At 71.6% G+C, this 25049-nt stretch carries 16 protein-coding genes; 8 read left to right on the top strand and 8 right to left on the bottom strand.

Features of this window, described 5'->3' with window-relative positions:
• The first annotated feature begins 8 nt into the window (after window positions 1–8).
• The 7 genes from D7V97_RS07750 (at window position 9) to D7V97_RS07720 (ending at window position 10698) form a co-directional block, all read left to right on the top strand.
• Window positions 9–1007: a MoxR family ATPase gene (locus D7V97_RS07750; RefSeq protein WP_199728737.1), complete on the top strand. Its 999-nt coding sequence runs from the start codon at window positions 9–11 to the stop codon at window positions 1005–1007.
• The gene (locus D7V97_RS07745; protein ID WP_147444737.1) at window positions 1000–2784 is read left to right on the top strand and encodes a hypothetical protein; all 1785 of its coding nucleotides are present in this window, start codon (window positions 1000–1002) and stop codon (window positions 2782–2784) included. The genes D7V97_RS07750 and D7V97_RS07745 overlap by 8 nt, the downstream gene beginning before the upstream one ends.
• The gene (locus D7V97_RS07740; RefSeq protein ID WP_120609959.1) at window positions 2781–3764 is read left to right on the top strand and encodes an ABC transporter ATP-binding protein; all 984 of its coding nucleotides are present in this window, start codon (window positions 2781–2783) and stop codon (window positions 3762–3764) included. The genes D7V97_RS07745 and D7V97_RS07740 overlap by 4 nt, the downstream gene beginning before the upstream one ends.
• Entirely contained in the window at window positions 3761–5293 is a 1533-nt protein-coding gene (locus D7V97_RS07735; RefSeq protein WP_233582566.1) for an ABC transporter permease, read from the top strand. Before D7V97_RS07740 ends, D7V97_RS07735 begins: the two co-directional genes overlap by 4 nt.
• Complete coding sequence (locus D7V97_RS07730; protein WP_120609958.1) at window positions 5290–6147, top strand: DUF58 domain-containing protein; 858 nt, start codon at window positions 5290–5292, stop codon at window positions 6145–6147. The genes D7V97_RS07735 and D7V97_RS07730 overlap by 4 nt, the downstream gene beginning before the upstream one ends.
• A gap of 70 nt (window positions 6148–6217) precedes the next feature.
• Window positions 6218–7951, top strand: a complete 1734-nt coding sequence (locus tag D7V97_RS07725) for a BatA and WFA domain-containing protein (RefSeq protein WP_120609957.1) — start codon at window positions 6218–6220, stop codon at window positions 7949–7951.
• The gene (locus D7V97_RS07720) at window positions 7948–10698 is read left to right on the top strand and encodes a VWA domain-containing protein (RefSeq protein ID WP_120609956.1); all 2751 of its coding nucleotides are present in this window, start codon (window positions 7948–7950) and stop codon (window positions 10696–10698) included. The genes D7V97_RS07725 and D7V97_RS07720 overlap by 4 nt, the downstream gene beginning before the upstream one ends.
• A 16-nt stretch (window positions 10699–10714) precedes the next feature.
• Here the strand turns inward: D7V97_RS07720 and D7V97_RS07715 are convergent, their stop codons facing one another.
• The 7 genes from D7V97_RS07715 to D7V97_RS07685 all read right to left on the bottom strand — a co-directional run bounded on the left by D7V97_RS07715 (window position 10715) and on the right by D7V97_RS07685 (window position 21596).
• Window positions 10715–11998 (bottom strand): FtsQ-type POTRA domain-containing protein, encoded by a 1284-nt coding sequence (locus D7V97_RS07715; protein ID WP_120609955.1) that lies wholly within the window; start codon window positions 11996–11998, stop codon window positions 10715–10717.
• Window positions 11999–12019: 21 nt separating this feature from the next.
• On the bottom strand, window positions 12020–13441 hold the full coding sequence (locus tag D7V97_RS07710) for a TolC family protein (protein WP_120609954.1): 1422 nt from the start codon (window positions 13439–13441) through the stop codon (window positions 12020–12022).
• Between the two features lie 175 nt (window positions 13442–13616).
• Window positions 13617–16748 carry an efflux RND transporter permease subunit gene (locus tag D7V97_RS07705; protein WP_120609953.1) on the bottom strand — a complete coding sequence of 1044 codons (3132 nt, stop codon included), beginning with the start codon at window positions 16746–16748 and terminating at the stop codon, window positions 13617–13619.
• Between the two features lie 48 nt (window positions 16749–16796).
• Window positions 16797–17912: an efflux RND transporter periplasmic adaptor subunit gene (locus D7V97_RS07700; protein ID WP_120609952.1), complete on the bottom strand. Its 1116-nt coding sequence runs from the start codon at window positions 17910–17912 to the stop codon at window positions 16797–16799.
• A gap of 133 nt (window positions 17913–18045) precedes the next feature.
• Window positions 18046–18645 (bottom strand): TetR/AcrR family transcriptional regulator, encoded by a 600-nt coding sequence (locus D7V97_RS07695; protein WP_120609951.1) that lies wholly within the window; start codon window positions 18643–18645, stop codon window positions 18046–18048.
• A 114-nt stretch (window positions 18646–18759) separates the two neighbouring features.
• Window positions 18760–19287 (bottom strand): DUF6232 family protein, encoded by a 528-nt coding sequence (locus D7V97_RS07690; RefSeq protein WP_147444736.1) that lies wholly within the window; start codon window positions 19285–19287, stop codon window positions 18760–18762.
• 35 nt (window positions 19288–19322) lie between these two features.
• Window positions 19323–21596 (bottom strand): patatin-like phospholipase family protein, encoded by a 2274-nt coding sequence (locus D7V97_RS07685; RefSeq protein ID WP_233582565.1) that lies wholly within the window; start codon window positions 21594–21596, stop codon window positions 19323–19325.
• A gap of 332 nt (window positions 21597–21928) precedes the next feature.
• On the opposite strand from D7V97_RS07685, the gene D7V97_RS07680 reads away from it, so the two are divergent.
• Complete coding sequence (locus tag D7V97_RS07680) at window positions 21929–23629, top strand: hypothetical protein (protein ID WP_120609948.1); 1701 nt, start codon at window positions 21929–21931, stop codon at window positions 23627–23629.
• A gap of 75 nt (window positions 23630–23704) precedes the next feature.
• On the opposite strand, the gene D7V97_RS07675 is transcribed toward D7V97_RS07680, so the two are convergent.
• Window positions 23705–25018 carry a hypothetical protein gene (locus D7V97_RS07675; protein ID WP_120609947.1) on the bottom strand — a complete coding sequence of 438 codons (1314 nt, stop codon included), beginning with the start codon at window positions 25016–25018 and terminating at the stop codon, window positions 23705–23707.
• Window positions 25019–25049 lie beyond the last annotated feature (31 nt).

Raw genomic sequence — 25049 nt, 5'->3', positions numbered from 1 at the left:
GGAACGACGTGGCAGCGGAGCTTTTGAGTCCCGCCGAGGCACAGGGCGCGGCGGACGTGGCCTCCCGGCTCAAGGCCGGGCTCAACCAGGTGATGCTCGACCAGGAAGGCGTCGTCGAACAGGTGGTGGTGGCGGTGCTCGCCCGGGGCCACGTGCTCCTGGAGGGCCTGCCCGGCTTGGGCAAGACGGAGCTGTGCAAGGCCCTGGGGCGGCTCTTGTCGCTGCCCTTCCGCCGCATCCAGTTCACCCCCGATCTGCTGCCCGGCGACATCACCGGCACCTACGTGCTGGAGGGCGAAGCGCGCCGTGACTTCGTCTTCCGCGAGGGCCCCCTCTTCGCGAGCCTCGTGCTCGCGGATGAAATCAACCGCTCCAGCCCCAAGACGCAGTCCGCGCTGCTGGAGGCCATGCAGGAGCGCTCGGTGACGGTGCTGGGCCAGACGCGGCCGCTGCCCGATCCCTTCTTCGTGCTCGCCACGCAGAACCCCATCGAGCTGGAGGGCACCTACCCGCTGCCCGAAGCGCAGCTGGACCGCTTCCTCTTCCGCATCCTCGTGCCGCCCGTGGGCGCGAAGACGCTGCGCACCCTGCTCACCACGCGCGTGCGCGGCGCGCCTCCCGCGCAACAGCCCGTGCTGGACGCGGAAGGGCTTTCACGCCTGTTCGCCGCCGTGGACCGCGTGCACCTGCCCGGCCCGGTGGCGGACTTCATCGGCCGGCTGGTGGAGGCGACGGATCCGCGCCAGGCCTCCGCCCCCGAACCCGTGCGCCGCTTCGTGCGCTTTGGCGCGAGCCCCCGCGCGGCGCTGGCCCTCGCCGCCGCCGGCCGTGCGCTCGCGCTCCTCGCGGGCCGCCCCAACGTGGGCTTCGACGACGTGGTGGCCGCCGCGCCCGCCGCCCTCAACCACCGCCTGGTGCTGGCGTACGAGGCGTCGCTGGAGAAGGTGTCCGCGCCGGACGTGGTGCGCGAGCTGCTCAAGGCCATCCCCGAGGTGCCCCGTGGCTAGTCGCGGGCCCTGCGCCGCGGTGTTCGTCGGGGCCCTGCTCTGGCTCGGGCTCGCGGGCGCCACCGAGGTGTCGGCACCGGCCACGGCCGTCACCGCCGCGACGCCAGCGGAGGCGGAGAAGGAGGAGAAGCCCACGGGCTACCGCGAGGTGGTGGAGACGCCCGACACGTTCTCCGACAAGGGCGACCTCCAGGCCACCCTGCGCTCCGTCACGCTGGTGCCCCAGCGGGGCTACACCCCCATCCAGGTGACGGTGCACAACCTCGGCGGCCAGCCGCGCCCGGTGCGCCTGTCCATCCAGTCGCAGGGGCGCGTCACGGAGCGCTCGCTCCAGGTGGGGCCGCGCGAGCGCGTCGTCACCTACCTGATGCTGCCCGCGGACCTGAACTCGGGCCGGCTGGACATGGATTCGCCCGGGCTGCCGACCGCCTCCAGCAGCTTCTACCTGGACAGCTACCGGGGCGCGCGCGTGATGGTGCTGGGCGACGTGAAGTCCTTCGAGCGCACCACCGGGTTGAGCCGCGCGGCGGACAACCAGGAGCCGCTCGTCGCCTCGCGCTTCCTGGACGCCCGCGTGGCGCCGCGCGACCTGGCCGCGTACGTGGGCTACGACGCGGTGCTGGTGACGGCGCCGCCGGACGAGGTGCCCGACGACGTCTGGGCCGTGCTGGAGTCCTTCGCGCTGAGCGGCGGCCGGCTGGTGCTCGCGCAGCCTCCCGCCAACCCGCGCCTGCACTTCCCGCTGCTCCGGCCCCAGGACGCCCGGGCGGAGCTGTCCACGTACGGCTTCGGTCAGGTGCGCCAGTGCCGTGACGGGGCCCCGGCGTGCGAGCAGCAACTGGGAGAGGCTGTAGCGTCCGCGGAGGGCATCGTGGTGCCCGCGGGCCCGCCGCCCCGCTGGGAGCGCACCGACATGCTGCGCGACGGGCGACTGCCACTGCTGGCCAGCGCGCGCGCGCCCGTGGGCCGCTTCATGCTCCTCATCTTCCTCTTCACCCTCGCGGTGGGCCCTGGCGGGCTGATGCTCGCCCGACGCAAGGGGCCGCTGGCGGTGCTCATCGCCGTGCCCACGCTGGCCGCCATCACCTGTCTGGCGCTGGTGGCCTGGTCGGTGCTGGTGGACGGCTTCCGCGTGCACGCCGCGCGCTACAGCCTCACGCTGCTGGACCGCGAGCGCTCGCGCGCGGTGACGGTGGGGCTCACCGCCTGGTACGCGAACCTCGCGGAGGAGTCCGTGAGCATGCCCGCCTCCAGCGTGCTGCTGGCCCCGCAGGAGCCGGAGGAGCCGCCGCGCACGCTGGACTGGACGCACGGGCTGGTGCTGCGCGACAGCTTCCTGCCCTCGCGCACCTACCGCGAGTGGGGCGAGGTGGCGGTGCTCCCGTCGCGGGCGCGGCTCACCGCGCGCAAGGTGGAGGACGGGCTCATCGTGCAGAACGCGCTCGGGGCGGAGCTGGTGGCCGGCAGGGCACGCTTCCAGGGTCAGCTCTGGGACCTGCCCGCGATGTCGGACGGCGACGAGGCGCGGGCCGTGCGCGTCCCCTCCGAGCCGAAGGAACCGCTGAGCGACCCCGGGACGGACACCGTGTTGGAGCTGTCGCATGAGGTGGGGCTCCGCTTCCCGTCGGCGCCCTCGGTGCTCCAGGCCGAACTGGCGGAGGGGGACTTCCTGGTCCGCCTGGGCGGCCGGGGCGTCGCGCCCACGGCGGCGGTGGACGTGGACCTGGAGGACGGGATGCACCTGGTGCGCGGTCGGTTCGAGGAGGTGCGGCCATGAGCCTGCTGGAGGTGAAGGGGCTGCGGCGCGACTACGGGAAGCTGCGCGCGGTGGACAACGTGTCCTTCTCGCTGGAGGCCGGCGGCATCCTGGGCTTCATCGGCCCGAACGGCGCGGGCAAGAGCACCACGCTGCGCATCCTGGCCACGCTGGACGTGCCCACCGCGGGCGAGGTGCTGCTGGAGGGCCAGTCGTTGGTGGACGCGCCGGACAAGGCCCGGCCGCTGCTGGGCTACATGCCGGACCGCTATGGCACCTACGACGACGTCACCGTGAGGGAGTTCCTGGACTTCTTCGCGCGCGCGTACGGACTCAAGGGCGCGCAGCGGCGGCAGCGCGTGGACTCGGTGATGGAGTTCACGGGGCTGGGCCCGCTTTCGGAGAAGCTCACCACGGAGCTGTCCAAGGGCATGCGTCAGCGCGTGGCCCTGGGGCGCACGCTCCTGCACGACCCCCGGCTGCTGCTGCTGGACGAGCCCGCGGATGGTTTGGATCCGCGCGCGCGCATCGAGCTGCGGGAGCTGCTGCGCGCGCTGGCGGATCAGGGCAAGGCGGTGATCATCTCCAGCCACATCCTCACGGAGCTGGCGGAGATCTGCGACTCCTGCGTCATCATCGAACAGGGGCGCCTGCTGGCGCAGGGCCGCGTGGAGGACCTGCTGCGCTCGAGCGGGGACTCGTCGCAGGTGACGGAGCTGGTGGTGCGACTGGCGGCGGGCGCGGAGGGCGAGGCGATGGGCGCGCGCGCGGAGCGGATGTTGCTGGAGCAGCCGCGCGTGAAGGACGTGACGCGTGAGGGAAGCGCGCTGCGGGTGCGGCTGGAGCTGGAGCCCGGTGCGGGCCCGATGCAGGCGGAGGCCGCCGCGGCGGTGCTGCTCGCGGCGCTGGTGGCTCAGGGGCTGCCGGTGTGCGCGTTCAGCCCGCGCGAGCGCAATCTGGAAGATGCCTTCATGACGGTGACGAAGGGGAGGGTGGCGTGAGCACGCAAGCAAGTCCGGCGTCGGGTGCGTCCGGGTCCATCCCCGTCACTGCCGCCGGGGTGTCCGACCGGTGGGAGCGCTGGGGGGACCGGCTCAACCCGCTGGTGGTGAAGGAGGTGCGGCAGGGGCTGCGCACGCGCGTCTTCTGGGTGTGCTTCAGCCTGTTGCTGCTGGCGTGCCTGGTGCTGTCGCTCACCGCGTACGCGAACACGCAGGGGTCGTCGTATGCCCGCGAGGGGCGCACGTACTTCTTCTCGTTCTTCGTGTGCCTGGGGGTGGTGCACTTCGGCGTCATCCCCTTCAACGCGTACCGTTCGCTCGCGCGGGAGCGGGAGGACGAGACGTGGGTGCTGCTGCTGCTCACGGGGCTGGGGCCCCGGCGCATCCTGCGCGGCAAGGTGGCGTCGTTCCTGGTGCAGGCGGCGCTGTACGCGTCGGCGGTGGGGCCCTTCCTGCTGTTCAGCTACTTCCTCAACGGCATCGACCTGCCCACCATCCTGGTGGTGCTGCTGCTGGGGGGCGCGTGGATGGTGTTCCTCACGCTCGCGTCGGTGTGCGCGGCGACGCTGGCGGATGGCCGGCTGGGGCGGGCGTTCGTGCGCTTCGCGCTGGTGGGCGTGCTGGCGGTGACGTTCATCCAGGCGCTCACGTTCGCCTTCGTGCTGACGCAGGGGCGGGGCAACGGGTTCTCCTTCGACCGGACCTTCTTCCTGGGCGTGTGCGCGGGCCTGGGGATGATGCTCACGGACGGGTGGCTGTTGTTCGAGACGGCGGTGTCGCGGCTGTCGCTGATGACGGAGGACTACACGCGCCATCCCCGGCGGGCGCTGGTGGTGCAGGCGCTCCTGACGTTCGCGGGGGTGGTGGTGGTGTGGTGGTACGTGGACTTCAACAAGGACGTCGCGGAGATCGCGGGCATCTTCGGAGGGATGCACCTCATTGGCACCGGTCTCTTCACCGTGTCGGACGTGGACGGGCAGGCCCGGCCGTTGCGCGCGGGCACGCGGCCCTGGTCGCTCCTGAAGCCTGGAGCGCTGCGCGGTTTCCGGCTGACGGTGCTGCTCTTGCTGGGGTGGGCGCTCGGATGCTCGGTGCTCCTCGCGATGTCGGACGGGTCGACGTCGGACACGCTGCGCGGCTGGTCGCGGATGGGGATGGCCTTCACGGCGATGGCGCTCTACGGGGTGCTGTTCCTGTCGCTGGCGTTGCTGCTGGGGCGGATGCCGCGCTCGGACCGGCTCGCGTCGCCAGCGGCGGTGCGGCTGCTCTTCGTCGCGGTGACGACGCTGGCCTCCGGGTTGCCGCCGCTGGTGGCGGTGTTCCTGGGGATGGATTCGGCGGATCCGCTGCTCAACCTGCTCAACCCCCTGGTGGGCACGGTGAACTTCGGCCGGTATGACTACGATGAGCCGTACGGCACCCGCATGACGCCGGAGCTGCTGCTGTGCGTGGCGCTGGTGGCCCTGCTGGCCGCGTTCGCCGCGGACCGGGTGCTCGCCGAGCGCGAGCGGCGGGCCCACGGGTCGTGAGCACGCGGCTGGATGAAGCGGAGGTGGCGCGGCTGGTGCCGGGGTTGACCCTGGCCTTGCCGCGGCTGCCGCAGCGCGGGCGGGTGGGCGAGGTGCGCGCCACGTCCGCGGGCAGCGCGATGGAGCTGCACGACTTCCGCATGTACCAGCCGGGCGATGACCTGCGGCAGCTCGACTGGAACGCGGTGGCGCGCACGGGCGACCTGGTGTTGCGCGTGCGGCAGGACGAGGTGTCGCCGCGCGTGGAGGTGGTGCTGGACGGCTCGCGCAGCATGGCGTTGTCACCGCGCAAGGCGGCGGCGGCGCGCGAGGTGGCGCTGCTCACGGTGGAGGTGGGCGGGAGGCAGGGGCTGTCTCCGACGCTGCTGTGGGGTGGACCCCGTTCGGAGCGGGTGCAGGGGCTGGCGTGTCGCGCGGCGCTGCGGGGCGCGGAGTTCGAGGCGCAGGATGACCTGGCGTCGGCGCTGGGGCGGCTGCCGCCCTTGCGGCCCTGTGGCGTGCGGGTGGTGGTGAGCGACTTCCTCTTCGAGACGGACCTGGAGGCGCTGTGCGCCCGGCTGTCGCGGGGGGCGTCCGCGCTGTTCCTGGTGCAGGTGTTGGACGTGGAGGACCTGGAGCCCACGGGCGGCGAGGGCGCGCGACTGGTGGATTCGGAGAGCGGCGTGGCGCTGGAGGAGCTGCTGACGGACAGCGTGCTGGCCGCCTACGCCCGCCGCTTCGCCGAGCATCAACGCGCGCTGCGGAGCGCCGCGGTGCGGGCACGCGGGACGCTGCTCACGGTGAGCACGGCGGACGGCCTGCGCGCGCAGGTGGCGGGACCGCTGCGCGCGTTGTTCGTGGGAGGCGGGGCGTGAGCTTCGTGCTTCCGTGGGGGCTGCCGAGCACGCCGGACGGCCTGCGCGCGTTGTTCGTGGGAGGCGGGGCGTGAGCTTCGGGCTTCCGTGGGGACTGCTGGCGTTGGGCGCGCTGGTGCCGCTGGTGGCGGCGTACTTCCTGCGCCGTCGGCAGAAGCCGGTGGTGGTGAGCGCGTTGTTCCTGTGGCGCACGCCGCGTCCGCGTGCGGAGGGTGGGCCCCGCTGGGAGCGCTTCACGCGCGAGGCGTCGCTGCTGCTGGAGGTGCTCGCGGTGCTGGCCGCGGCGCTGTACCTGTCCGATGTGCGGCTGGGCGAGACGGCACGTCGCCGGCACCTGGTGCTCGTGGTGGACGGCAGCCTGTCCATGTCCGCGCGGTCGCCGGATGGGAAGACGGTGCTGGAGCGCGTGCGCCTGGAGGCGGCGAAGCGCGTGGAAGCTGAACGCGCCACGCATGTGACGGTGCTGGCGAGTGGAGTGTCGCCGCACGTGGTGGCGGGTCCGGAGGCCGAGGCCTCGCGAGCGTTGGGGGCGCTGGAGTCGTTCGAGGCGCGAGGCCCGGACCACGACGTCGTGCCCACGCTCCTGTGGGCGCAGGAGCTGGCGGGGCCGGGCAAGCGCGTGCACTTCCTCACCGATGCACCGCCGACGGAGGACACGGTGGTGCCGCCCGCGGTGCGATGGACGGCGCTGGGACGCGCGCAGGGCAACGTGGCGCTGGTGTCCGCGCAGCGGCGCGACGAAGGCGGCAGGGCCACGGTGACGCTGCGGGTGGCGCGCTTCGGTGCGGGAGCGTCGGAGGTGGAAGCGCGCGTGCGTGCGGCGCCAGGGCCCGGTGCACGCGAAGGCACGGAGAGGGTTGAACGGATCACGCTGCCGGAGGAGGGCGCCGCGACGGTGCGCCTCACGTTCCGCGAGGCCGGTGACGTGGAGGTGTCCCTGCCGGACGATGCGTTGCCCGAGGACGGGCGCGTGCGATTGCCGCCTTCGCCCGTGATGCCGGTGGCGGTGGGGCTGACCGAGGGGCTCTCTCCCGCGTCGCGGCAGGCGCTGGAGCGTTTCCTCGCGGTGTCTCCGGACGTGGCGCACGGCGCGCCCGTGGCGGGTGCGCCGGTGTTGTCGGTGGGGCCCGCACGCGCGGAGGCGCGGGTGACGCTGGGCGCGGAGGCACCGCTGCGCACCTTCGTGGGGCCGTTCTTCGCGGAGAAGGGCAGCACGCTGATGGACGACGTGCAGCTCGCGGGCGTGCGGTGGACGGCGGGCGCGAATCCTCCGGGTCGGCCGTTGGTGACGGCGGGGGAGGCGGTGCTGGTGTCGGAAGAGGAGGGCGGACGGCTGCACCTCAACGTGGACCTGGCGCGCTCCAACCTCCAGCGCACGACAGCGTGGCCCGTGCTGCTGGGCAACGTGGTGCGCGAGGCGCGTCGGCTGCGCGAAGGCTTCCCCCGGCACCAGCTCAACCTGGGTGAAGCGCTGCCCGTGGTGACGGAGGCCGGAGCGCGCTACTCGCTGAGCGGGCCCACGGGGAAGAAGCCGGTGTTCGGAGCAGGAGCGCTGAGCCTGCCCGCGCCCACGAGCCCCGGGCACTACGTGCTGGAGCGGGACGGCACGGAGGTGGACGCGCTGGAGGTGCTGGCGCTGGACGCGCGCGAGTCGGACCTGCGCGGACGGGGCAGCGCCGACGTGCCGGCGAAGGAAGCAGGAGAGGACGTGGCGGGCAACGGCGGGCAGGAGCGCGCCCGCTGGCCGCTGGTGTTGCTGCTGGCCGCGCTGCTGGCCGACTTCTACGTCACGAGGAAGGTATGACCTTCTCCCTTCCGCAGGCGTGGCTGCTGCTGTTGCCGCTGGGACTCTTTCTGTGGCGCTACGGCCGCAGGCCCGGCCCGCCCATGGTGCTGCGCTGGGTGCTGTTGGTGCTCGGTGTGGGCGCGCTGGCGGGGCCCGAGCTGCGGCTGGCCAACGCGGGCAGTGACGTCGCCGTGGTGGTGGACCGTTCGCGCTCCATGCCGTTGGACGTGGACCGGGTAGCTCAAGAACTCGTGTCGCTGGTGGAGTCGCAGCGCCGGCCCGGTGACCGGGTGGGTGTCATCACCTTCGGCCGTGAGGCCCGGGTGGAGTCACCGCTGTCGGACGTGGGGCGGTTCGGCGGCTTCACGCGACCAGTGGACGCGGAGGCTTCGGACCTGTCCGCCGCGCTGGATGCGGCGGGCGCGCTGATTCCTCCCGAGCGCACGGGCCGCGTGCTGGTCGTCTCCGACGGACGGGCCACGGGCGCGGATGCTCGGGGCGCGACGCGGCGACTGGCGGCGCGGGGCATCGCGGTGGACTACCGGCAGGTGTCCCGTCCGGAGCCCGCGCTGGACGTGGCTGTCGTGTCGCTGGATGTGCCCGCCACCGTCTCCGTGCGCGAGCCCTTCCAGTTCTCCGCCGTCGTGCAGGCCACCGCCGCCGTCACCGGCACCGTGCGCCTGGAGCGCGACGGACGCGTGCTGGTGAAGGGACCCTTCGACTTCAAACCCGGACCCAACCTGCTGCCCTTGCGAGACCTGCTGGAAGCACCGGGCCTCGTGCACTACCGGCTCACGGTGGAGGCTTCAGGAGACGGTGTCCCCGAGAACGACGTGGGCCTGGGCGTGTTGCGCGTGGAGGGCCCGCCGCGCGTGCTGCTGCTCACCCCACAGCCGAAGGGCACGCTGGCGAAGGCGCTGGGCACGACGGGCATGGAGGTGGACGTGCGGGCGCCGTTCAAGCTGTCGCTGGATGCGCTCGATGGGGTGGGGGTGGTGGTGCTGGAGAACGTGGACGCGAACGCGCTGGGTGAGACCGGGCTGAACGTGCTCGCGGACTACGTGGATCAGGCGGGCGGCGGGCTGGTGATGACGGGCGGGCGTTCGAGCTTCGGTGAGGGCGGCTACCGGCGCTCGCCCGTGGAGCCGCTCCTGCCCGTGTCGCTGGAGATGCGCGAGGAGCAGCGACGCGCGTCGGTGGCGATGAGCGTGCTGATGGACTCCAGCTGCTCCATGGGCGTGCAGGTGCCGGACGGGCGCACGAAGATGGAGCTGGCCGCCGAGGGCGTCACGGCCGCGCTCACGCTTCTCAACGGCAGCGACGAAGCGTCCATCCACATGGTGGACACGGAGCCACACGAGATCTTCCCGTTGAGCCCCGTGAGCGACGGCCTGCCGCTGAACAAGGTGGCGAGCGGCTTCAGCGGAGGCGGCGGCATCTACGTGGATGTGGCGCTGCGCACGGCCCGCAAGGAGATCCTCCGCAGCGACAAGCCCACGCGGCACGTGGTGCTGTTTTCCGACGCGGCGGACTCCGAACAACCGGGCGACTACCAGGAGACGCTGGCCGCGCTGCGACAGGAGAACGTGACGGTGTCCGTCATCGGCATGGGCACTCCCACGGACTCGGACGCGGAGCTGCTGCGCGAGGTGGCCCGGCGGGGCGGCGGGCGCATCTACTTCGCCGAGGATGTGATGAGCCTGCCGCGCATCTTCAGCCAGGAGACGCTCGCGGTGGCGAGGGCCACCTTCGTGGACGAGCCCGCGTCGCTGGAGGCCGCGCCGGACCTGCCGTTGCTGGGACCGTTGCCGACGCAGGGGCTGCCGCAGGTGGGCGGCTACAACCTCACGTACCTGAAGCCCCGCGCGAACGTGGCGCTGCGCACGCTGGACACCAACGCCGCGCCGCTGCTGGCGCTGTGGCCGCACGGCGCGGGGCGCGTGGTGGCCTTCACGGCGGAGGTGGACGGGAAGTACACGGGCGGGTTGCGCGAGTGGGGCGCGCTGCGAGCGACGCTGGAGGCGATGGTGCGCTGGTCGATGGGCAGCGCCGCGCCGAAGGAGGACGCGGTGGTGCGCTCGGAGCGCCAGGGCAACGTGCTGCGCGTGACGCTGGACCTGCCACCAGGAGCACCGATGCCGGGAGCGCTGCCCACGGCGGTGTTGCTGGCGGGCGACGGGCGCTCCGGGGTGGAGAAGCCGCTGCACTGGGAGGACGAGGACCGGCTGGTGGCCGAGTACCCGCTGACGGGCAGTGGCACGTGGCACCCGGTGGTGAAGTGGGCCGGGCGCGTGTTGAGGGCGCCCCCGGTGACGCTGCCGTACGCGCCGGAGTTCGAGCCGGGCAGCACGAAGGAGGGACTGAAGCTCCTGCGAGCGCTGGCCGCAGTGGGTGGCGGCCAGGAGCGGCTGTCGATGACGGGCCTGTTCCAGGAGGCACCGGAGTCCGAGGGACGCGTGGCGCTGGCGCCCTGGCTGGTGGCGTTCGCGCTGGCGCTGCTGTTGTCGGAGGTGGCCGTGCGCCGGTTCCTCTCCGCGCCCCGGGTGCGAGCGGCCCGTGCGCGGCCCGTGAAGGAGACCATCTCGCGCGGGCCTACGAGTGCACCGCGCGCGGAGGCTTCAGTGGCGACGCCGTCCGGGAAGAAGCCTCAGGCCCCGGAGGAATCGCCCCAGGTGCCAGCGCCCGAGCCCCCGAAGGCACCTGCCGGTGTGGACTCCGCGCTGGAGGCCGCGCGGGCACGCGCTCGGCGCCGGACGGGGCGCTGAGCGCGAAGCGGTTCCCCTAGAAACCGAATCCCACCGCGACGACGGGAAGAAGGTCCCCCGACTCCGGATCGCGCACCACCTCGAAGCCGAGGGCCGGAATGGCCACGTCCCGGATGTAGACCCGGAACCCCGCTCCCGGGGTGGCATACCGGGTCACCGAGTCCCTCCACTTCACCCGGCCGAAATCCACGAAGGCATGCGCGGTGAACGTCGCCAGGCGGGGACTCCAGAGCGGCACCTGATACTCCAAGGTCGCGGTGCTCGCCGTCTCTGCCCAGAGGCTCGCGGAGGTGAAACCCCGGCTCCCCATGACGCCTCCCAGCAGCTGCGCATCCAGGAAGGGGTCGCCTCGGGACAGTCCATGCGTGGCGGTCAGGGTCAGCGCATGGGTGCCAAGGACTGGCAGCGTGTAGCTCGCGAAGAGGGAGAGCTGTTGCAGGTCCCGGGACGACCCCAGGCCCCTCACGCCCTCGCGATAGCTGGCGCGGGCCACCAGGCCCTCGTTGAAATAGAAGTGGAAGTCCTGGGCCAGGTACTCCGCCATGACGGTGACGCCATGCACCGCCCCGCGCTGGGGGGCTTGTGCTCCCACCGTCGAGACCAGCGGCCTGTTGGTGACGGAGAACAGGCCCAGGCCGACGTTCAGCTCCGGTGTCAGTTGGTAGCCGAGCGTGCCCGCGATGTCGAAGCGGCGGTCGGTATACCCATCGACGACGACGTCCTTGACGCGCCGCTCACGGTCCGTCTTGGAGGCCCCGATCAAGACGAGCCCCGTCCAGTGACTGCCCAGGATGCTCGCATCCCGGTACATCGAAAACAGCGTGCCTCCGCGGTTGCCTCCCAGCCCGCCGAGCACCAGGGTCTTGTTGAGACCGAACAGGTTGCTCTCGACGGCGAAGAGCCCTGCCTGCCACTGCCCGTTGCTGGACGTGAAGATGGGAAGGGGCAGCAGCGTCCAGCGCTCCTCCACCGCGACCTGGAGCGCGATGCCCGTGCCCTCGGTGCGCGTCGACACCTCGACGCTCGTGAAGAGCTTCAGGTTGAGCAGCCTTCGCTTCAGCTCGGCGACATCCCCGGCGGTGAGGCTGTCGCCCGGCGCCATGCGCAGCGCCCCGATGATGACGGAGTCCTTCGTGCGGGTGTTGCCCTGGATTTCGATGCGCTCGATGCGCCCCGTCAGCGGCTGGGGTTCCGGCGCCGCTGCCTCGACCCCCAATCCAGGCTTCGGTTCCTGGGCCAGGGCCAGGGCTGGAAGCCCCACGACGTGCAGCACGACAAGGATGATGGACGTGTTCCTCATGGGCTCGGTCCTCCGCGGCGACTACCGCGGCACCAGGGCGTGGCCCGTGGGGTCGAAGAGGCCCATCGCCCGCATCAGCGCCAGGCGGGAGAGCCGCACGTTGAGCGACTCGGCCACGGACGACAGCTGGGCGCTCGCGAGCGTCGCGTTGACGTCCGTCACCTGGAGATATGTCGTCACCCCGGCGTCGAAGTTCTGCTTCGCCAGCCGTGCGCCCTCCCAGGCCAACTTCACCCGCTCCTCGGCCGTCCCGAGGTTGGCCTCCGCGCTCTCCAGTTCGCTGCGCGCCTTGCGCACCTCGTCGCGGATCTTCTCCTCGAGGCCGCGCAGGTTGGCATTCGCCTCGGCGATTCTCCCGGAGGACTCGCGCAGGTTGGCCTCGCGCAGCCCGCCGTCGAACAGGTTCCACGACAGGGCCAGCCCCACCGTCCAGGTGGAGGCCTGGCCGGTGAGCCCTCCAGTGTTCGTCGTCGAGGCATTGCCGTTGGCGTACAGGTTGGGCAGGTACTCGAAGAGGACCTGCCGACGGCCGCCGCGTGCGACGTCCACGTTGAGGCGCGCGGCCGCGGCGTCCGGGCGCCGGTCGAGGGCGGTCTTCTCCGCGACCGCCGCGTCACCCGCCTCGGGGGGAGCCGTGACCGTCTTGTCCTGGGGCGGCGCCACGTCGAAGTCCACCGGCCGCGCGAGCAGGGCGGCCAGGGCGCTCTTCGCGGTGGCGTAGGCATTGCGGCTGCGCACCACCTCCTGCTCCGCCTGCTTGCGGTCCAGCGTCGCTCGCAGGACGGCCAGCTTCTCCGCGTCGCCGGCCTCGAAGCGCGCCTGGGCGTCGCGCTCGAAGCCGCGGCGGACCTCAAGCAACTGCTCCTGCACCGCCATGGACTCCCGCAGGCTCGCGGCGCCGAGGTAGGCCTGGGCCACCGCGAAGAGGATCTCGCGGCGGGTGTTCTCCGCGGTCAGCGCCGCCGCCTTCTCGCCCAGGTAGGCATTCTGGATGGCGGGCCACAGCGTGGGGACGAGCAGCGCCTGCCGCGCGGAGAGCTGGCCTGAGAGCTGATCCTGCTTCTGCAGGGTGATGGGATCCGTGGCACCGGGGAGCGAGAACGTCAGCTCCTTCGGGTTCCGGGTGTACGCGCCGCTCGCGCTGATGTTGGGGAGGTAGCCCGACCAAGCCTTGTTGCCCAGCTCCCGGGACTGCTGAAGCCGGGCGCGGGCGGCGTCGAGGCCGGGGCTCTGCTTCTCCGCGAGGGCGATGGCCTCCTCCAGGGAGAGCAGCGGGAACGCAGCCGCGGTCGCCCCGGTGCTGGAGGCCTGCACCGGCATGTCCGAGGCACGGGCGGCCGGAAGGGAAGCCGACTCCCGCGCGGGCGTGTCGGTGGCGGGAGCCGACTGGGAAGTGGGGGCCTGCGTCAGCAGGACGCTGGAAAGAAGAGCACGGATGAACATGGTGGAGGCCGGGATGGAAACGGTGGGGAGAAAGAGGACACACGGAGGGCATGGCGGGCCCCGAAGGGACCACCGCGATGACCTCAAGGACTGGGGTGCGGGCGGGGGACGCGGCACCGGGCACGCGTCCCCCTTGCTCGCCGTCAGCGCGGCGCGAAGGCCTGCTTTGTCGTCATCAAGAGCCCTCTTCCGCGAGGCGGGCGTTCACCGCGCTGGAGGCCACGGGGGCCACCTCCGCATGCGAGTCCCGAACGCCACTCTTGCGGCGGCTGAAGCGCGCGGAGAGCCCGTCCAGCAGCGAGTAGACGACGGGCACCACCACCAGCGTCAGCACCGTGGAGGTGATGAGGCCGCCGATGATGACGAGCGCCATGGGCACGCGAATCTCGGCGCCATCCCCCTTGGCGAGCGCCACCGGAATCATGCCGGCCACCATGGCGATGGTCGTCATGAGGATGGGGCGCAGGCGCACCGGCGCGGCCTCCAGCAGCGCGTCCCGTGCGCTCCTGCCCGCATCCCGCAGCTGCTGGGTGAAGTCGACCAGGAGGATGCCGTTCTTCACCACCAGGCCCATCAGCATGATGACGCCGATGAGGGCAATCATCGACAGCGCGTTGCCCGACAGCAGCAGCGCGCCGATGGCGCCGATGAGCGCGAAGGGCAGCGAGATCATGATGGTGAGGGGGTGGATGTAGCTGCCGAACTGCGCCGCCAGGATCATGTAGAGCAGCAGGATGCCCAGCCCCAGCGCGGTGGCGAAGGCCACGGCCGTCTTGCCCATCTCCTTCGCGTTGCCGGCGAAGCTCCCCACCACGCCCTTGGGCAGGTCCTGCTGGGCCTGCGCCGTGAGGAAGCTCATCCCTTCGCCCAGCGTGTAGTCGGGCGCGAGGTTGGCGAGCAGGGTGATCTGGCGCCGCTGGTTCTGACGGTCGATCTGCACCGGGCCCTCGGAAGGGGTGATGTTCGCCACGTTGCGCAGCTCCACCAGCTGCCCGCCCGTGGTGCGCACGGTGAGCTGTCCCAGCGCCTCCTCGGAGGCGAGCGTGGCATCCGGCAGGCGCAGCTTCACGTCGTACGTCTCGCCGCCCTCGCGGTAGGTCATGAACTCGTCGCGGCCCAGGTAGGAGCGCAGGGCAAGGCCCACCTGCGCGGCCGGCACGCCCAGCTTCGCGGCCCGCTCGCGGTCGATGCGCACGTCGTACTGCGGCTTGCCGCTGCGGAACGTCGTGTCGATGTCGGTGAAGCCCGGGTTGGACTTCATCGCGGTGAGCAGCTTCTCGTTGGCGGCGACGACCTGGGACCAGTCCGTGCCGCGCAGCACGTACTGCACCTGCTGGGTGCGGCCGCCACCGCCGACGCCGGAGGCATCCTGCACGGAGGTCATCACGCCGGGACGCTGCGGCAACGCGTTCCGCAGGCGGACCTTGAAGGTCTCCTGGTCGAAGGCGCGCTCCTTGCGAGGCACCAGGTTCACCAGCACCTCGCCCTTGTGCACCTCCTCGAGCGTGCCGCCACCCGCCGTGCTGAAGGTCTCCTTCACGCCCTCCAGGGTGCGCACCTGCGCGGCCACGCTGCCCAGCTCCCGCTCGGTGTCCTCGAGGGTGGAGCCCACGGGGAGCTCCAGCGTCACGCGCACCGCGCCGTTGTCGGAGGTCGGGATGAAGGTGAACTTGAGGAAGCGGGCCATCCCCAGCGTCAGCACCAGCACGCCCACGGCCACGGCCACGGCCAGGCCCCGCCGGTTGAGCACGTGGCCGAGGATGCGGCGGTACCCGTTCTCCAGGCCCACGAGCGCACGCTCGATGATGGAGCTCACGCGGTTCGGTGCGCCGCCATGGCCGTGGCCCTTGAGCAGGCGGCTGGAGAGCATGGGCGTGAGCGTCATCGACACCGCGTAGGAGATGAGCACCGCCACGGCCACCGTGATGCCGAACTGGTAGAAGAACTGGCCAATCGTCCCCTCCATGAAGGCCACGGGGATGAACACGGCCACGATGGCGAGCGTCACCGCGAGCACCGCGATGACGATCTGCCGGGTGCCCTCGAGCGCCGCCTGCATGGGCGTCTTTCCCTCCTCCAGGTGGCGGACGATGTTCTCGATGACCACGATGGCGTCGTCGATGAGCAGGCCGATGGAGAGCGTCAGCGCCAGCATGGTGATCATGTTGAAGGTGAAGCCCAGGAGCGCCATCACCGCGAAGGTGCCGATGACGCTCACCGGCAGCGCGATGGCGGCGACGAGCGTGGAGCGCAGGTCGCGCAGGAAGAGCAGCACGATGATGACGGAGAGCACGCCGCCAATCAGCATGTCCTCCTGCACCGCGTGGATGGAGGCGCGGATGGTCGTGGAGTTGTCGCTGATGGTGCTGACCGTCACGCCCTCGGGCAGCTCGGCGTTGAGCTCCGCGAGGGACTCCTTGACGTTTTCGGCGACCTGCACCGTGTTGGCACCCGACTGCTTGCGCACGACGAGGGCGATGGCGGCGCCCGTGTCCGAGCGGGCCAGGCCGCGCGCCTCCTGCGCGCCGTCCACCACCGCCGCCACATCCCGCACGCGCACGGTGGTGCCGTTGGGGCTGGCGACGATGATGTCGCCAATCTCCCCCACGCTGCGAGCCTCGGCCGTCAGGCGCACGATGCGCTCCTTGCCTCCCTGCGTGGCGCGCCCGCCGGGCAGGTCCACGCTCTGCGACTGGAGGGCCTGGCTCACGTCGCCAATGGCAAGTCCGTAGCCGCGCAGCCGCTGCGGATCGACCACCAGTTGGATCTCCCGCTTGCGACCGCCGACCACGTTGATGCTGCCCACGCCCGGCTGGTTCTGCAGCGAGGGCTTCACCACGTCCTCGGCCACGCGCGTCAGCTCGTCGACGGGCAGGGCGCCCGTCAGGGACAGCGTGAGGATGGGCGCCGCGCCGATGTCGAACTTCTCGACGACGGGCGTCTCGATGTCGTCCGGCAGCGAGCGCAGCGTGGCCTGCACGCGGTCGCGCACGTCCTGGGCCGCCACGTTCACGTCGGTGCCCAGCTTGAAGCTGATGGTCACCTGACTGACGTTCTCCAGGTTGATGGAGTTGAGCTCATCCACGCCGCTGACCGTGTTGAGCGCCTCCTCCAACGGATCCGTGACGTTCTTCTCGATGGACTCGGGGTCCGCGCCCGGCAGCAGCGTGGTGACGGTGACGACCGGGATGTCGACGTTGGGGTACTGGTCCACGCCGATGCGCGGGTAGGCGAAGAGGCCGAAGACGACGACCGCCGCCATCAGCATGACGGTGAAGACGGAGTGTTTGATGAAGGTCTGGAGCATGGGAGGGCGTGCGTCGGAAGAAGGGAAGGGGAAGGAAGCGGCGCCGGGCTACTGGACGACCTGGAGCGAGGTGCCGTCCTGGAGTGGCAGGCTGGCGTCCGCCACGACGCGCTCCGCGGGGCCCAGCCCGTGCACCACGCGCACGAAGCCGGGCAGCACGCGCTCCACCTTGACGTCACGGCGCCGCGCCTTGCCGTCCTGCACCACCCAGACGAAGCCCTGCTGGCCGCGCGCATTGACGGCCTGCGTGGGCAGGAAGAGGCCCGCCTGTCCCTGCTCGCCGTCGGAGGCCCCGGCGCTGGAGAAGTCGAGCTCCACGAGCGCGCCCGCGCGCAGCCGCGCCCCTTCGTCCTTCGTCGGCAGCACGTCCGCGAGCACCTCCACGGTGCGCGTCTGCTCGTCGATGGTGGCGCCCAGGCTCTTCACCCGCGCTTCGAAAGGGGCGCCGGAGGGGTTGAGCGTGCCCTTGATGACGGTGCCCACCTTCACGCGGTCCACGAAGGACTCGGGCACGGGGGCGCGCACCTCCAGCGCCTGCGTGTTGACGAGCACGAAGACGGCCGTGCCCGCTGACACGTAGTCGCCCTCGTTGAGTTTGCGAGTGGTGATGACCCCATCGAAGGGGGCCGTGAGGGTGGCGTCGCGCAGCACCTCCTGCGCGCTGTCCAGGATCGCGGCCGCCTGCTGGGCCTGGGCCTGGGCCTGGCGGTAGCCCACCTCCGCCTTGTCGAGCGCGGAGCGCGCGACGCTGCCCGACTGCGCGAGGGTCCGTGCCCGCTCCACCTCCGACGTCGCGCCATCCAGCGCCGCGTCGGCCGCCGCCTTGGAGGCGCGCGCCTGGTTGGCGGCGATGCGCGCGTTGGAGGTGTCCAGTTGCGCCAGCGCCTGGCCGCGCTTCACCGTGTCGCCCACGTTCACGTTGACGCGCGTGAGGGTGCCGGCTGCCTGCGCGCTCAGCGTCGCCACCTGCTTGGAGCGCACGCTGCCGGTGGCCTGCAGGACGCTCGCCTGGAGCTGCGTGGCCGGCGTGACGGCCCGCACGCCCACCGGCTTCTGGACGACCTGCGCGGCGGAGGCCCGCGGGACGACGGCCTTGTCGCCGCCACCGCACCCCGTCGCCACCACCGCCACCGCGACCGCTGCTGCCTTCAAGAACATCTTCATGGCTTCGTTCCTTGCTGTGGAGGCCGGGGGCTTCACGGGAATCCGGCACTGAATGACTGAATTGGTATTTTGGTCAGTTCCGGGCATGCGAACACGTCACCGCCCCTTCGTGGGGTGGGACCCCGAGGGGGGTTCAGCTCTTGTGGCGCGAAGGGGTGGGAGGGGCCGCGAGGCCGCGGATGAAGATCTCGAAGGAGGCGTCCAGCGCCTCCGTCACCCGGGCATCCGGTTCCTGCGTCATCATCTTGGGCGCGAGCAGCATCAGGAGCTCCACGAAGCCCCGGGCCACCTGCTGGGTCGAGGGCACGGCGAACACCTCCTGGGCCACCCCTTCATCGAGGATGTGCGCGAGGACCGCCGCGTCCACCTCCATCATCTGGGGCACCAGGTGGATGACCTGCGTGCCCAGCTCGAAGAGGGTGCTCATCTCGATGCGCTGCCCCACGGGCGCCCGGGAGTGCTGCTCCATCTTGCACCGGATGAAGGCGCGGACCTGGGCCTCGGGCGTCGCGGCACGGCGGACGCTCGCCTTGAGCTCAGAAAGGCTCTGCTCATGCGACAGCCGGACACAGGCTTCGAACAGCGCTTCCTTGTTCTCGAAGTGCAGGTAGATGCTGCCCTTGCCCACCCCCGCGCGGCGGGCGATGTCTTCGACCGAGGCCTTCTTGAAGCCGAACCGGGCGAAGACTTCGCCGGCGGCGTTGAGGATGGCGATGCGAGGGTCCGGACTCATTGACTGGATTTATAATCCGGTCACTGGGTCAGCGCAAGCCTGCCGTCCACTTCAGCCCCCGAAGGGTGCTGCTTCGTGCGAGCGGCAGCCGAGCAGGCGAGGGGAGCCGTGCGCTCAAGCCGGCCCCGATGCCGCGTCCTCCTGGGCATCGCCCGTCCCCCGTTGCTGAAGGGCCGTGCGCAGCGCGTGGGCCAGAGCGCGTGCCGTCGCCGAAGCGCGCCCCCGGTACACCCTCCGCGAGCTGAACCGGGTGTGCAGCCAGATGGATGCACGTTCGGAGTGCAAGGCCCGCCAGGACAGGACCGCGTAGCCCAGGAGCGCTGCCACGCCGAGCAACACGTCCCCCGGGCTGCCCTCGCGGACGAACGACGCCAGCGGGCCTTGCTTGATCCCGTCAACCAGGAGCAGCGTCCCCGCGAGCATGGCCAGCGCGCGCAGCAGGCGGTTCGCGGGTGGCTGGAACAGCACGGTGACACCGCGAACGTGTTCCAGGCGCCATGTCCGGCCGTGCATCACCACGCTGCGCGTCGTCACCCGCACGCCGCCGGAGTCGAAGAGAACCTCGTCCACCGCCGTCGTCGCGTCCGCCGAGGTCGCTGTCGTTCCTCGTGAAGCCTCGTTGGGAGGCGGAGCGTCTGGCACGTCATCACCTCGTGTCCTGTCCTTGCTTCGAAGCCTCATGGGCTGAGCTCGATGCCGAGTCCCGGCGCGATGGACCACAGCCCCCGGTGCCCGCCCCAGGGCGGGTACCACTCGCCCACCACCTGCACGCGGAGGCGCTCGAGGAACGTCGCGCCGAGGAGGCCCTGCACCACGGGGCGCGAGCACGCGCTCACGCCCGCGGAGTCGCAGTCCTCGCCGACCGAAGGCTTCCGCGTGCTGAACTGCCAGCCGGCGCGCAGCGCCATGCGTCCCTGTGCGAGCGACGCCTGCAGCGCGGCCGGTCGGAGCTCGGGGCCCGCGACCGCGGTCAGCGCGAAGGGCTCCCCTCCGCCCGAGGAGAACACCTGCTGCAGCCCCCGCAAGCCGAGCGCACCCGAGAGCCTCAGCCCGCGGGGCATCGCGGGCGCGTCGGTGCCGAGACTCACGCCCAGTTCGGTGAGGGTGGGCCCCATCACCAGGTGCAGCGAGGTGCGCGGGGGCTCATACGACAGGCTGTTGGCGACGAGGTTTCCGGCGAACTCGACGGCCGCGGCGCCGTCGCCCGGTTGTTCGTCGGCGAGCCGCCGCAGGGCGTGCCCGAGCACCTGTCGGATGCGGATGAGTGCGAGGTCGTCACGCCCCGGGGGGGCACCGAGGTCGCGGAAGTGGAAGCCGTAGGCGCCCAGCAGCCGCAGGACGTGCGCGAGCTCCGTCTCCTGCGCGCCCTGCCGCCAGTCCGGCCACTGCCGCGGCGAAAGGCCTGGCACCCGCGGCGGCGCCCCACCGGTCGCGGCGCGCTCGCAGTGTGCGTTGCGCCAGCTGCGCGGGCCCGATACGGCCTTCGCGTCGCGGCAGACCGCGTACAGCCGGTCGAGCGACACCTGCAGCAGCGCGCGGAAGTCCGCCAGCCCTTCGCCAGCACAGGCCACCTCGGCTCCGGGCAGCCCGTCGTACACCGCGCGCATGCACCGCAAGGGCGTCCAGTCCGCCTCCTCGCTCTCGGGCGGCTCGAAGCTCCCGAGTCCCGAGTCAGCCGCCTCCTGGTTCATGGCCCGTGCGTCGTACATGCCCAGGTAGAAGTCGAAGCTGCGAAAGGCCGTCTCGAAGAAGCCGAGGAAGGCGGCCAGGGGGGCGCTCGCGGCAGGGAAGTGCCGGCGCGGCAGGGCGAGGCGCTCGGCGATCTCCGGCTCCTCTTCGAGGAGCAGCGCGAGCTCCTTGGAGCGCGCCGTGTCGATGAAGGCCGACACCACGTCGCCGAGCAGCTGCGGCAGCTGCGGCGCCGTGCGAGGGGCCTGCGGGCCGGGCGCAGCCGGGTACTCGGTGGCGTCCGGATCCACGAAGACGAAGAAGACGTCGGTGGGCGAGCGCTGGCCGTGGGGCTCGGCCGCGTCGCGCCAGTGCATGGGGCCGCCCTCCGGCGCGGGCGCGAGCCCGTCGCGCGCGAGGCCCACGGCCAGGCGCAGCGGCGTGTTGTCGAAGATGCCTCCATCGATGTAGTCGGCCACGTGCGCCTCGGTGGACAGGCACACGCCAGGGCGGGCCGTCGCGCCCGCCGCGCAGGTGGCGAGCGCCTTGGGTGGGAAGGCCACCGGGAAGGCCATCGACGCGAGGACGAGGTCGGCCACCCGCGCGAACGCCACTTCACCTTGCGCGTCGGTGACGAGCAGCGGCTCGCGCCGCGTACTGCCGGGGGCGATGTAGTTCGTCACGCGCGGCGGCCGGCCAGGGCCGCGCCCCTGAATGCGCAGGGCGAACTTCTCCTCCATGCGCGGCAGCGGCAGGCGCCCGCCCGCCACGTGCACGAGGCGTGGCTCCACGCGGGTGACGGACACGCCCAGCACCACGTCGCAGGTGGGCGAGAGGCCGCGGTTCCACGCCGTCTCGATGCGACGCGACTGGGCCTCCAACCACGTACGGGAGAAGGCGCCCAGGGGCGTCACGTCCTCGGGAACGAAGAGGCGGTCATAGCCCACGGGAATCCACGTCTCCCAGAAGAGGGACTGGGTCGGCCCGGGCGCCTTCTCGCCGCACGCGGCGAGCACGGCCAGCAGCACGTTGAGGCTGCCGGCCGACGCTCCGGTCAGAAGCCGCAGGCGCTCCACGCCGTCCGCATGGGACGCGGCGACGGCGTACGCGAGGAAGCCCGCCTCGTAGGCGCCGAGCGCCACCCCGCCGCTGACGGTGACGGAGTACGCGGCCGCGCGGGGGGCGCGCTGGAGCGTGGACGCCTCGGGGGCGCCAGCCCTCGCCACGCCCGCGATGAGCAGGAGTGCGGCGAAGGCGGCGCCGCGACCCAGGCCCGTGTGCAACGCCCGTCGTGCATCCGTTCCTTGCCGTGGGGCCGGGCGCCTCACGGGAGTCCTGCTCTGGATGACTGAAGTGGTTTGGTAGTCAGTCCCAGGCATGCGAATGCCCCTCTCGGTGAGGAGCGGGATGGCGGGATGAAAGGAGAACTCATTGACCGAAATGGTAAATTGGTCAGGCGGTCGGCGCAAGCCCATCCCTCACTCCAGGGCCGAAGTGCCTCGTGTGAGGTCCACCCACCCACCTGCCGGAGGGCACACGTGTCTTTCTGACGTGAGGCGCGCTTGCTTTCAGGGGACGGGATCCTGGGCGCTGAAGTCCGAAGGACTTTCGCGGTATGTCGGCGCCGATGAAGGAGTCCCGGCACGTGCGGTGGGGGCTCGGTGTCGTCCTGGTCGCACTCGCGCTCCAGGCCGCGCGCCTCGCGCTGCACAAGGCGTTCAGCATCGACGAGTTCCAGTACGCGCATGCCGCGTGGCTCATGGCCCACGGGCAGGTGCCGTACCGCGACTTCTTCGAGGTGCACTTCCCCCTCGTGTACCAGGTGCTCGCGCCGCTGTTCCGGCTGCTCGGGGATGATCCGCGCAACGTGCTCGCGCTGCGCGCCGCGATGCTCGTGCCGCTCGCGGGTGCCTGCGCTTCGGTGTTCGTCCTCAACCGCCGCCAGGGCCGCACCGCCGCGCTGCTGGCCCCGGTGCTGCTGCTGCTCTCCCCCGCGTACCTGCACTTCGCCACGGAGGTGCGCCCGGATGCGCTCACCGCCGCGCTCTTCCTCGGGGCGCTCGCGGCGCTGGCCGTGCAGCCTGGATCCGCTTCGTCCTCCTTCCTGTCAGGCGTGCTGCTCATCGCCGCCGGATGGGGTTCGCAGAAGGCGCTCTTCTTCGGCGGGGTGGTGGGCGCGGTGCTGGTCGGTGAGCTCCTGCTGCGCCGGGGACGGACGCCCGCGCTCATCGCCGCGCCGCGTGCCTTCTTCCTCGGCGTCATCACCGCGCTGTCCACCGTGGCCGCGTACCTCACGGTCACGGGCTCCTGGCGCGCCTGGTGGCACTGGTGCTTCGTCTGGGCCTCCGAGCACCAACGCCACTACCCGGGCTTCTCCTGGCGCGAGTACCTGGTGCCTGCACTAGGTGAACAGCCCGCGTTCTTCCTCCTCGCCGCCGTCGGGTTCGTCGCCACCGTCCGGGGCCTGCGGAAGCACGGTGCCCAGGTGACACCAGACGTGCTCCTCGTCCTCGCAGTGCCCGCGACGTTCGGGGCCTACGCGCTCCAACGCGCCCCGTTCCCCTACAGCCTGCTGCCCTTCCTCGGCGTCCTCGCACCGTTCGCGGCGCGCGGGGGCCTCGCGGTGCTCGCGCGGCTGCGCACTCCGGTGGGCCGCACCGTGGGCGTCGTCGGACTTTGTGGCCTGTTCGCCGTGCAGGCCGCGCACGTGAACGCTCGGCTGGACGGCGGTGGCAATGCACGGCAGCGCGAAGTGCTCGCGCGCATCGCCACGCTCACGGGGCCGGAGGACGTCGTCTACGACAACTCGGGCGGCTTCGTGAGCCGGCCGCATGCGCACTTCTACTTCTATACGGACGCGTATCTGCGTGGCTCGCTCGTGGACCTGCTGTCCCATGACATGCCCCGCTCCCTCGTGGATCAGGGCTGTGTGCTGCGCGTGGATGACCTGCGCACCTCCGGCCTGCCTCCCGCGCTGCGCGGCTTCCTCGACGCGCACTACCAGCCGTTCGACGGGGACCTCTACCTCTGGGGCCAGCGCTACCGCGTGCCCGCTGACTCCGGAACGCTGGACGACCAGTTCCTCGCGGTGCGCGCCGACCGATACTTCCTCCAGCCCACGAACGTGCTCGACACCGGCGCGCTGTTCCTCGACGGCGCGCGGATCACCACCCCCGAGTTCACCCTGTCCAAGGGCCCCCACACCCTCCGCTACGAAGGCCGCGCGGAGGGCTTCCAGCTCCTGTGGCTGCCCCGCGACGCGAAGCGCTGGACGCCGCGTCCGGGCGCGCCAGCGACGTACTCGCGCCTGTTCTGAGGGGTGGGGACCCGGGCAGTCGTCACTCATGGCAGCTGCCGCGGGCCCCGTGCTTCAGCGCGGCACTTCAGCGCTTCAGGGGACGCACGCGGCCTGTCCGCCCGCGTCCTTGTATGCCTTCACCCGCTTGAGGAAGTTGCCGCCGTCCGTCTCCGGCGTCGTCTGCTCGTTGTTGCCGGCGCCGAAGAGGAAGCCCACGCCGCCCGCCGCGGCCACCTCCGCGGGGTGCGTGAGGTAGTAGTCCACGCGGTTGTCGCGCCACTTCTGGTTGCTGTTGGCCAGGTTCATGTTGCCCAGCGGCAGCTGCCACCACAGGTGCGGCTTGTTGAGCCGCGCGGAGATGGCCTTCGCCCAGCTGAACGCCTGGCGGAAGTGCGGCAGCTTCTGGTTCTCCGGGTCCCACCACGTGGCCTTGCCCTGCGTCTTCTCGTACCAGCCCGCGTCGCGGTCGGACGCCTCCACGGTGACGAAGTCGGTGTCCGCCGCGCCCACCTGCAACAGGAAGTCCGCCACCTTGTTGGCTTCCGCCGCCACGTCGAACGACGGATCCGTGTTCGCGGACACGTCCGTCTTCGTCGCCCACGCGCTGGCGTGCAGGCCCACCTTCGCGTTGGGCGCGTACTTGCGCACCATGGCGATCATGCACTTGCCCAGGCCCGCGGCGTTGTTCTCCTGCGTGCCACAGTCGGTCGGGTTCGCGGCCTTCACCGCCACCGCCGTGGACTGCGGCTTGCCGTCCGCCGGGAAGAACTGGAGGTAGGCCCACAGGTCCGGTTCAATCTGCACCAGCGCCTTCTCCTGGCCCACCTGCTTCAAGAGGAAGCGCCAGTCCGCGAGGTAGCGCGTCAGGAAGTTCACGTCGTTGAGCGCCGCCAGCTGCTGCTGGCCTTCTGAGTAGCCGCTCGCCTGGAACTCCTCGTAGTAGGTGATGAACGGAATCTGGCCCTGGCTCTTGGCCGCCTGGATGAAGTCACGCACGTAGGCGCCGGGCGGCTCCTGGTCGTACTGCCAGCAGCCCCACCACCCGCAGCCCGCGCCGCTGTTGGAGCACGACGCGCCGCCGGACGTGCACCCGGACGCGCACGAGTTGCACGCGTCCTTCGAATCGAACAGGCCCGCGGCGATGTACAGGTAGCGCACGTCGAAGGGCGCGCTCTTCGCGGTGTCGTCCTCCATCTGCGCGCCCACCAGCAGCCGGTCCTTGCCGAGCGACGCCAGGAACTTCGCGCCCAGGCACTCGGAGCCGCCGCCCGGCACCACCCCGGGGCCATCCGTGCCCGGGCCGGGCTCATCCCCCGGCCCGCTCGAGTCCGAACAGCCCGCGAGCGCGAGCAGGCCCACGGCGAGGAACGACCAACACTTCCGACGAGTCAGGCGAGAGGTCCGCATGTCCGAAACTCTACCCTCCCCACCCCCGTGC

Source organism: Corallococcus sp. CA053C, from assembly GCF_003611675.1.
Classification (GTDB): domain Bacteria; phylum Myxococcota; class Myxococcia; order Myxococcales; family Myxococcaceae; genus Corallococcus.
The sequence above is the reverse complement of the archived record's forward strand: the minus strand, read 5'-3'. Positions and strand labels throughout refer to the sequence as shown.

Excerpts from the sequence above, each read along its gene's own strand:
- D7V97_RS07740 (WP_120609959.1), top strand. The coding sequence starts at position 2,781 with ATGAGCCTGCTGGAGGTGAAGGGGCTGCGGCGCGACTACGGGAAGCTG.
- D7V97_RS07720 (WP_120609956.1), top strand. The coding sequence starts at position 7,948 with ATGACCTTCTCCCTTCCGCAGGCGTGGCTGCTGCTGTTGCCGCTGGGA.
- D7V97_RS07715 (WP_120609955.1), bottom strand. The coding sequence starts at position 11,998 with ATGAGGAACACGTCCATCATCCTTGTCGTGCTGCACGTCGTGGGGCTT.
- D7V97_RS07710 (WP_120609954.1), bottom strand. The coding sequence starts at position 13,441 with ATGTTCATCCGTGCTCTTCTTTCCAGCGTCCTGCTGACGCAGGCCCCC.
- D7V97_RS07705 (WP_120609953.1), bottom strand. The coding sequence starts at position 16,748 with ATGCTCCAGACCTTCATCAAACACTCCGTCTTCACCGTCATGCTGATG.
- D7V97_RS07700 (WP_120609952.1), bottom strand. The coding sequence starts at position 17,912 with ATGAAGATGTTCTTGAAGGCAGCAGCGGTCGCGGTGGCGGTGGTGGCG.
- D7V97_RS07695 (WP_120609951.1), bottom strand. The coding sequence starts at position 18,645 with ATGAGTCCGGACCCTCGCATCGCCATCCTCAACGCCGCCGGCGAAGTC.
- D7V97_RS07680 (WP_120609948.1), top strand. The coding sequence starts at position 21,929 with ATGTCGGCGCCGATGAAGGAGTCCCGGCACGTGCGGTGGGGGCTCGGT.
- D7V97_RS07675 (WP_120609947.1), bottom strand. The coding sequence starts at position 25,018 with ATGCGGACCTCTCGCCTGACTCGTCGGAAGTGTTGGTCGTTCCTCGCC.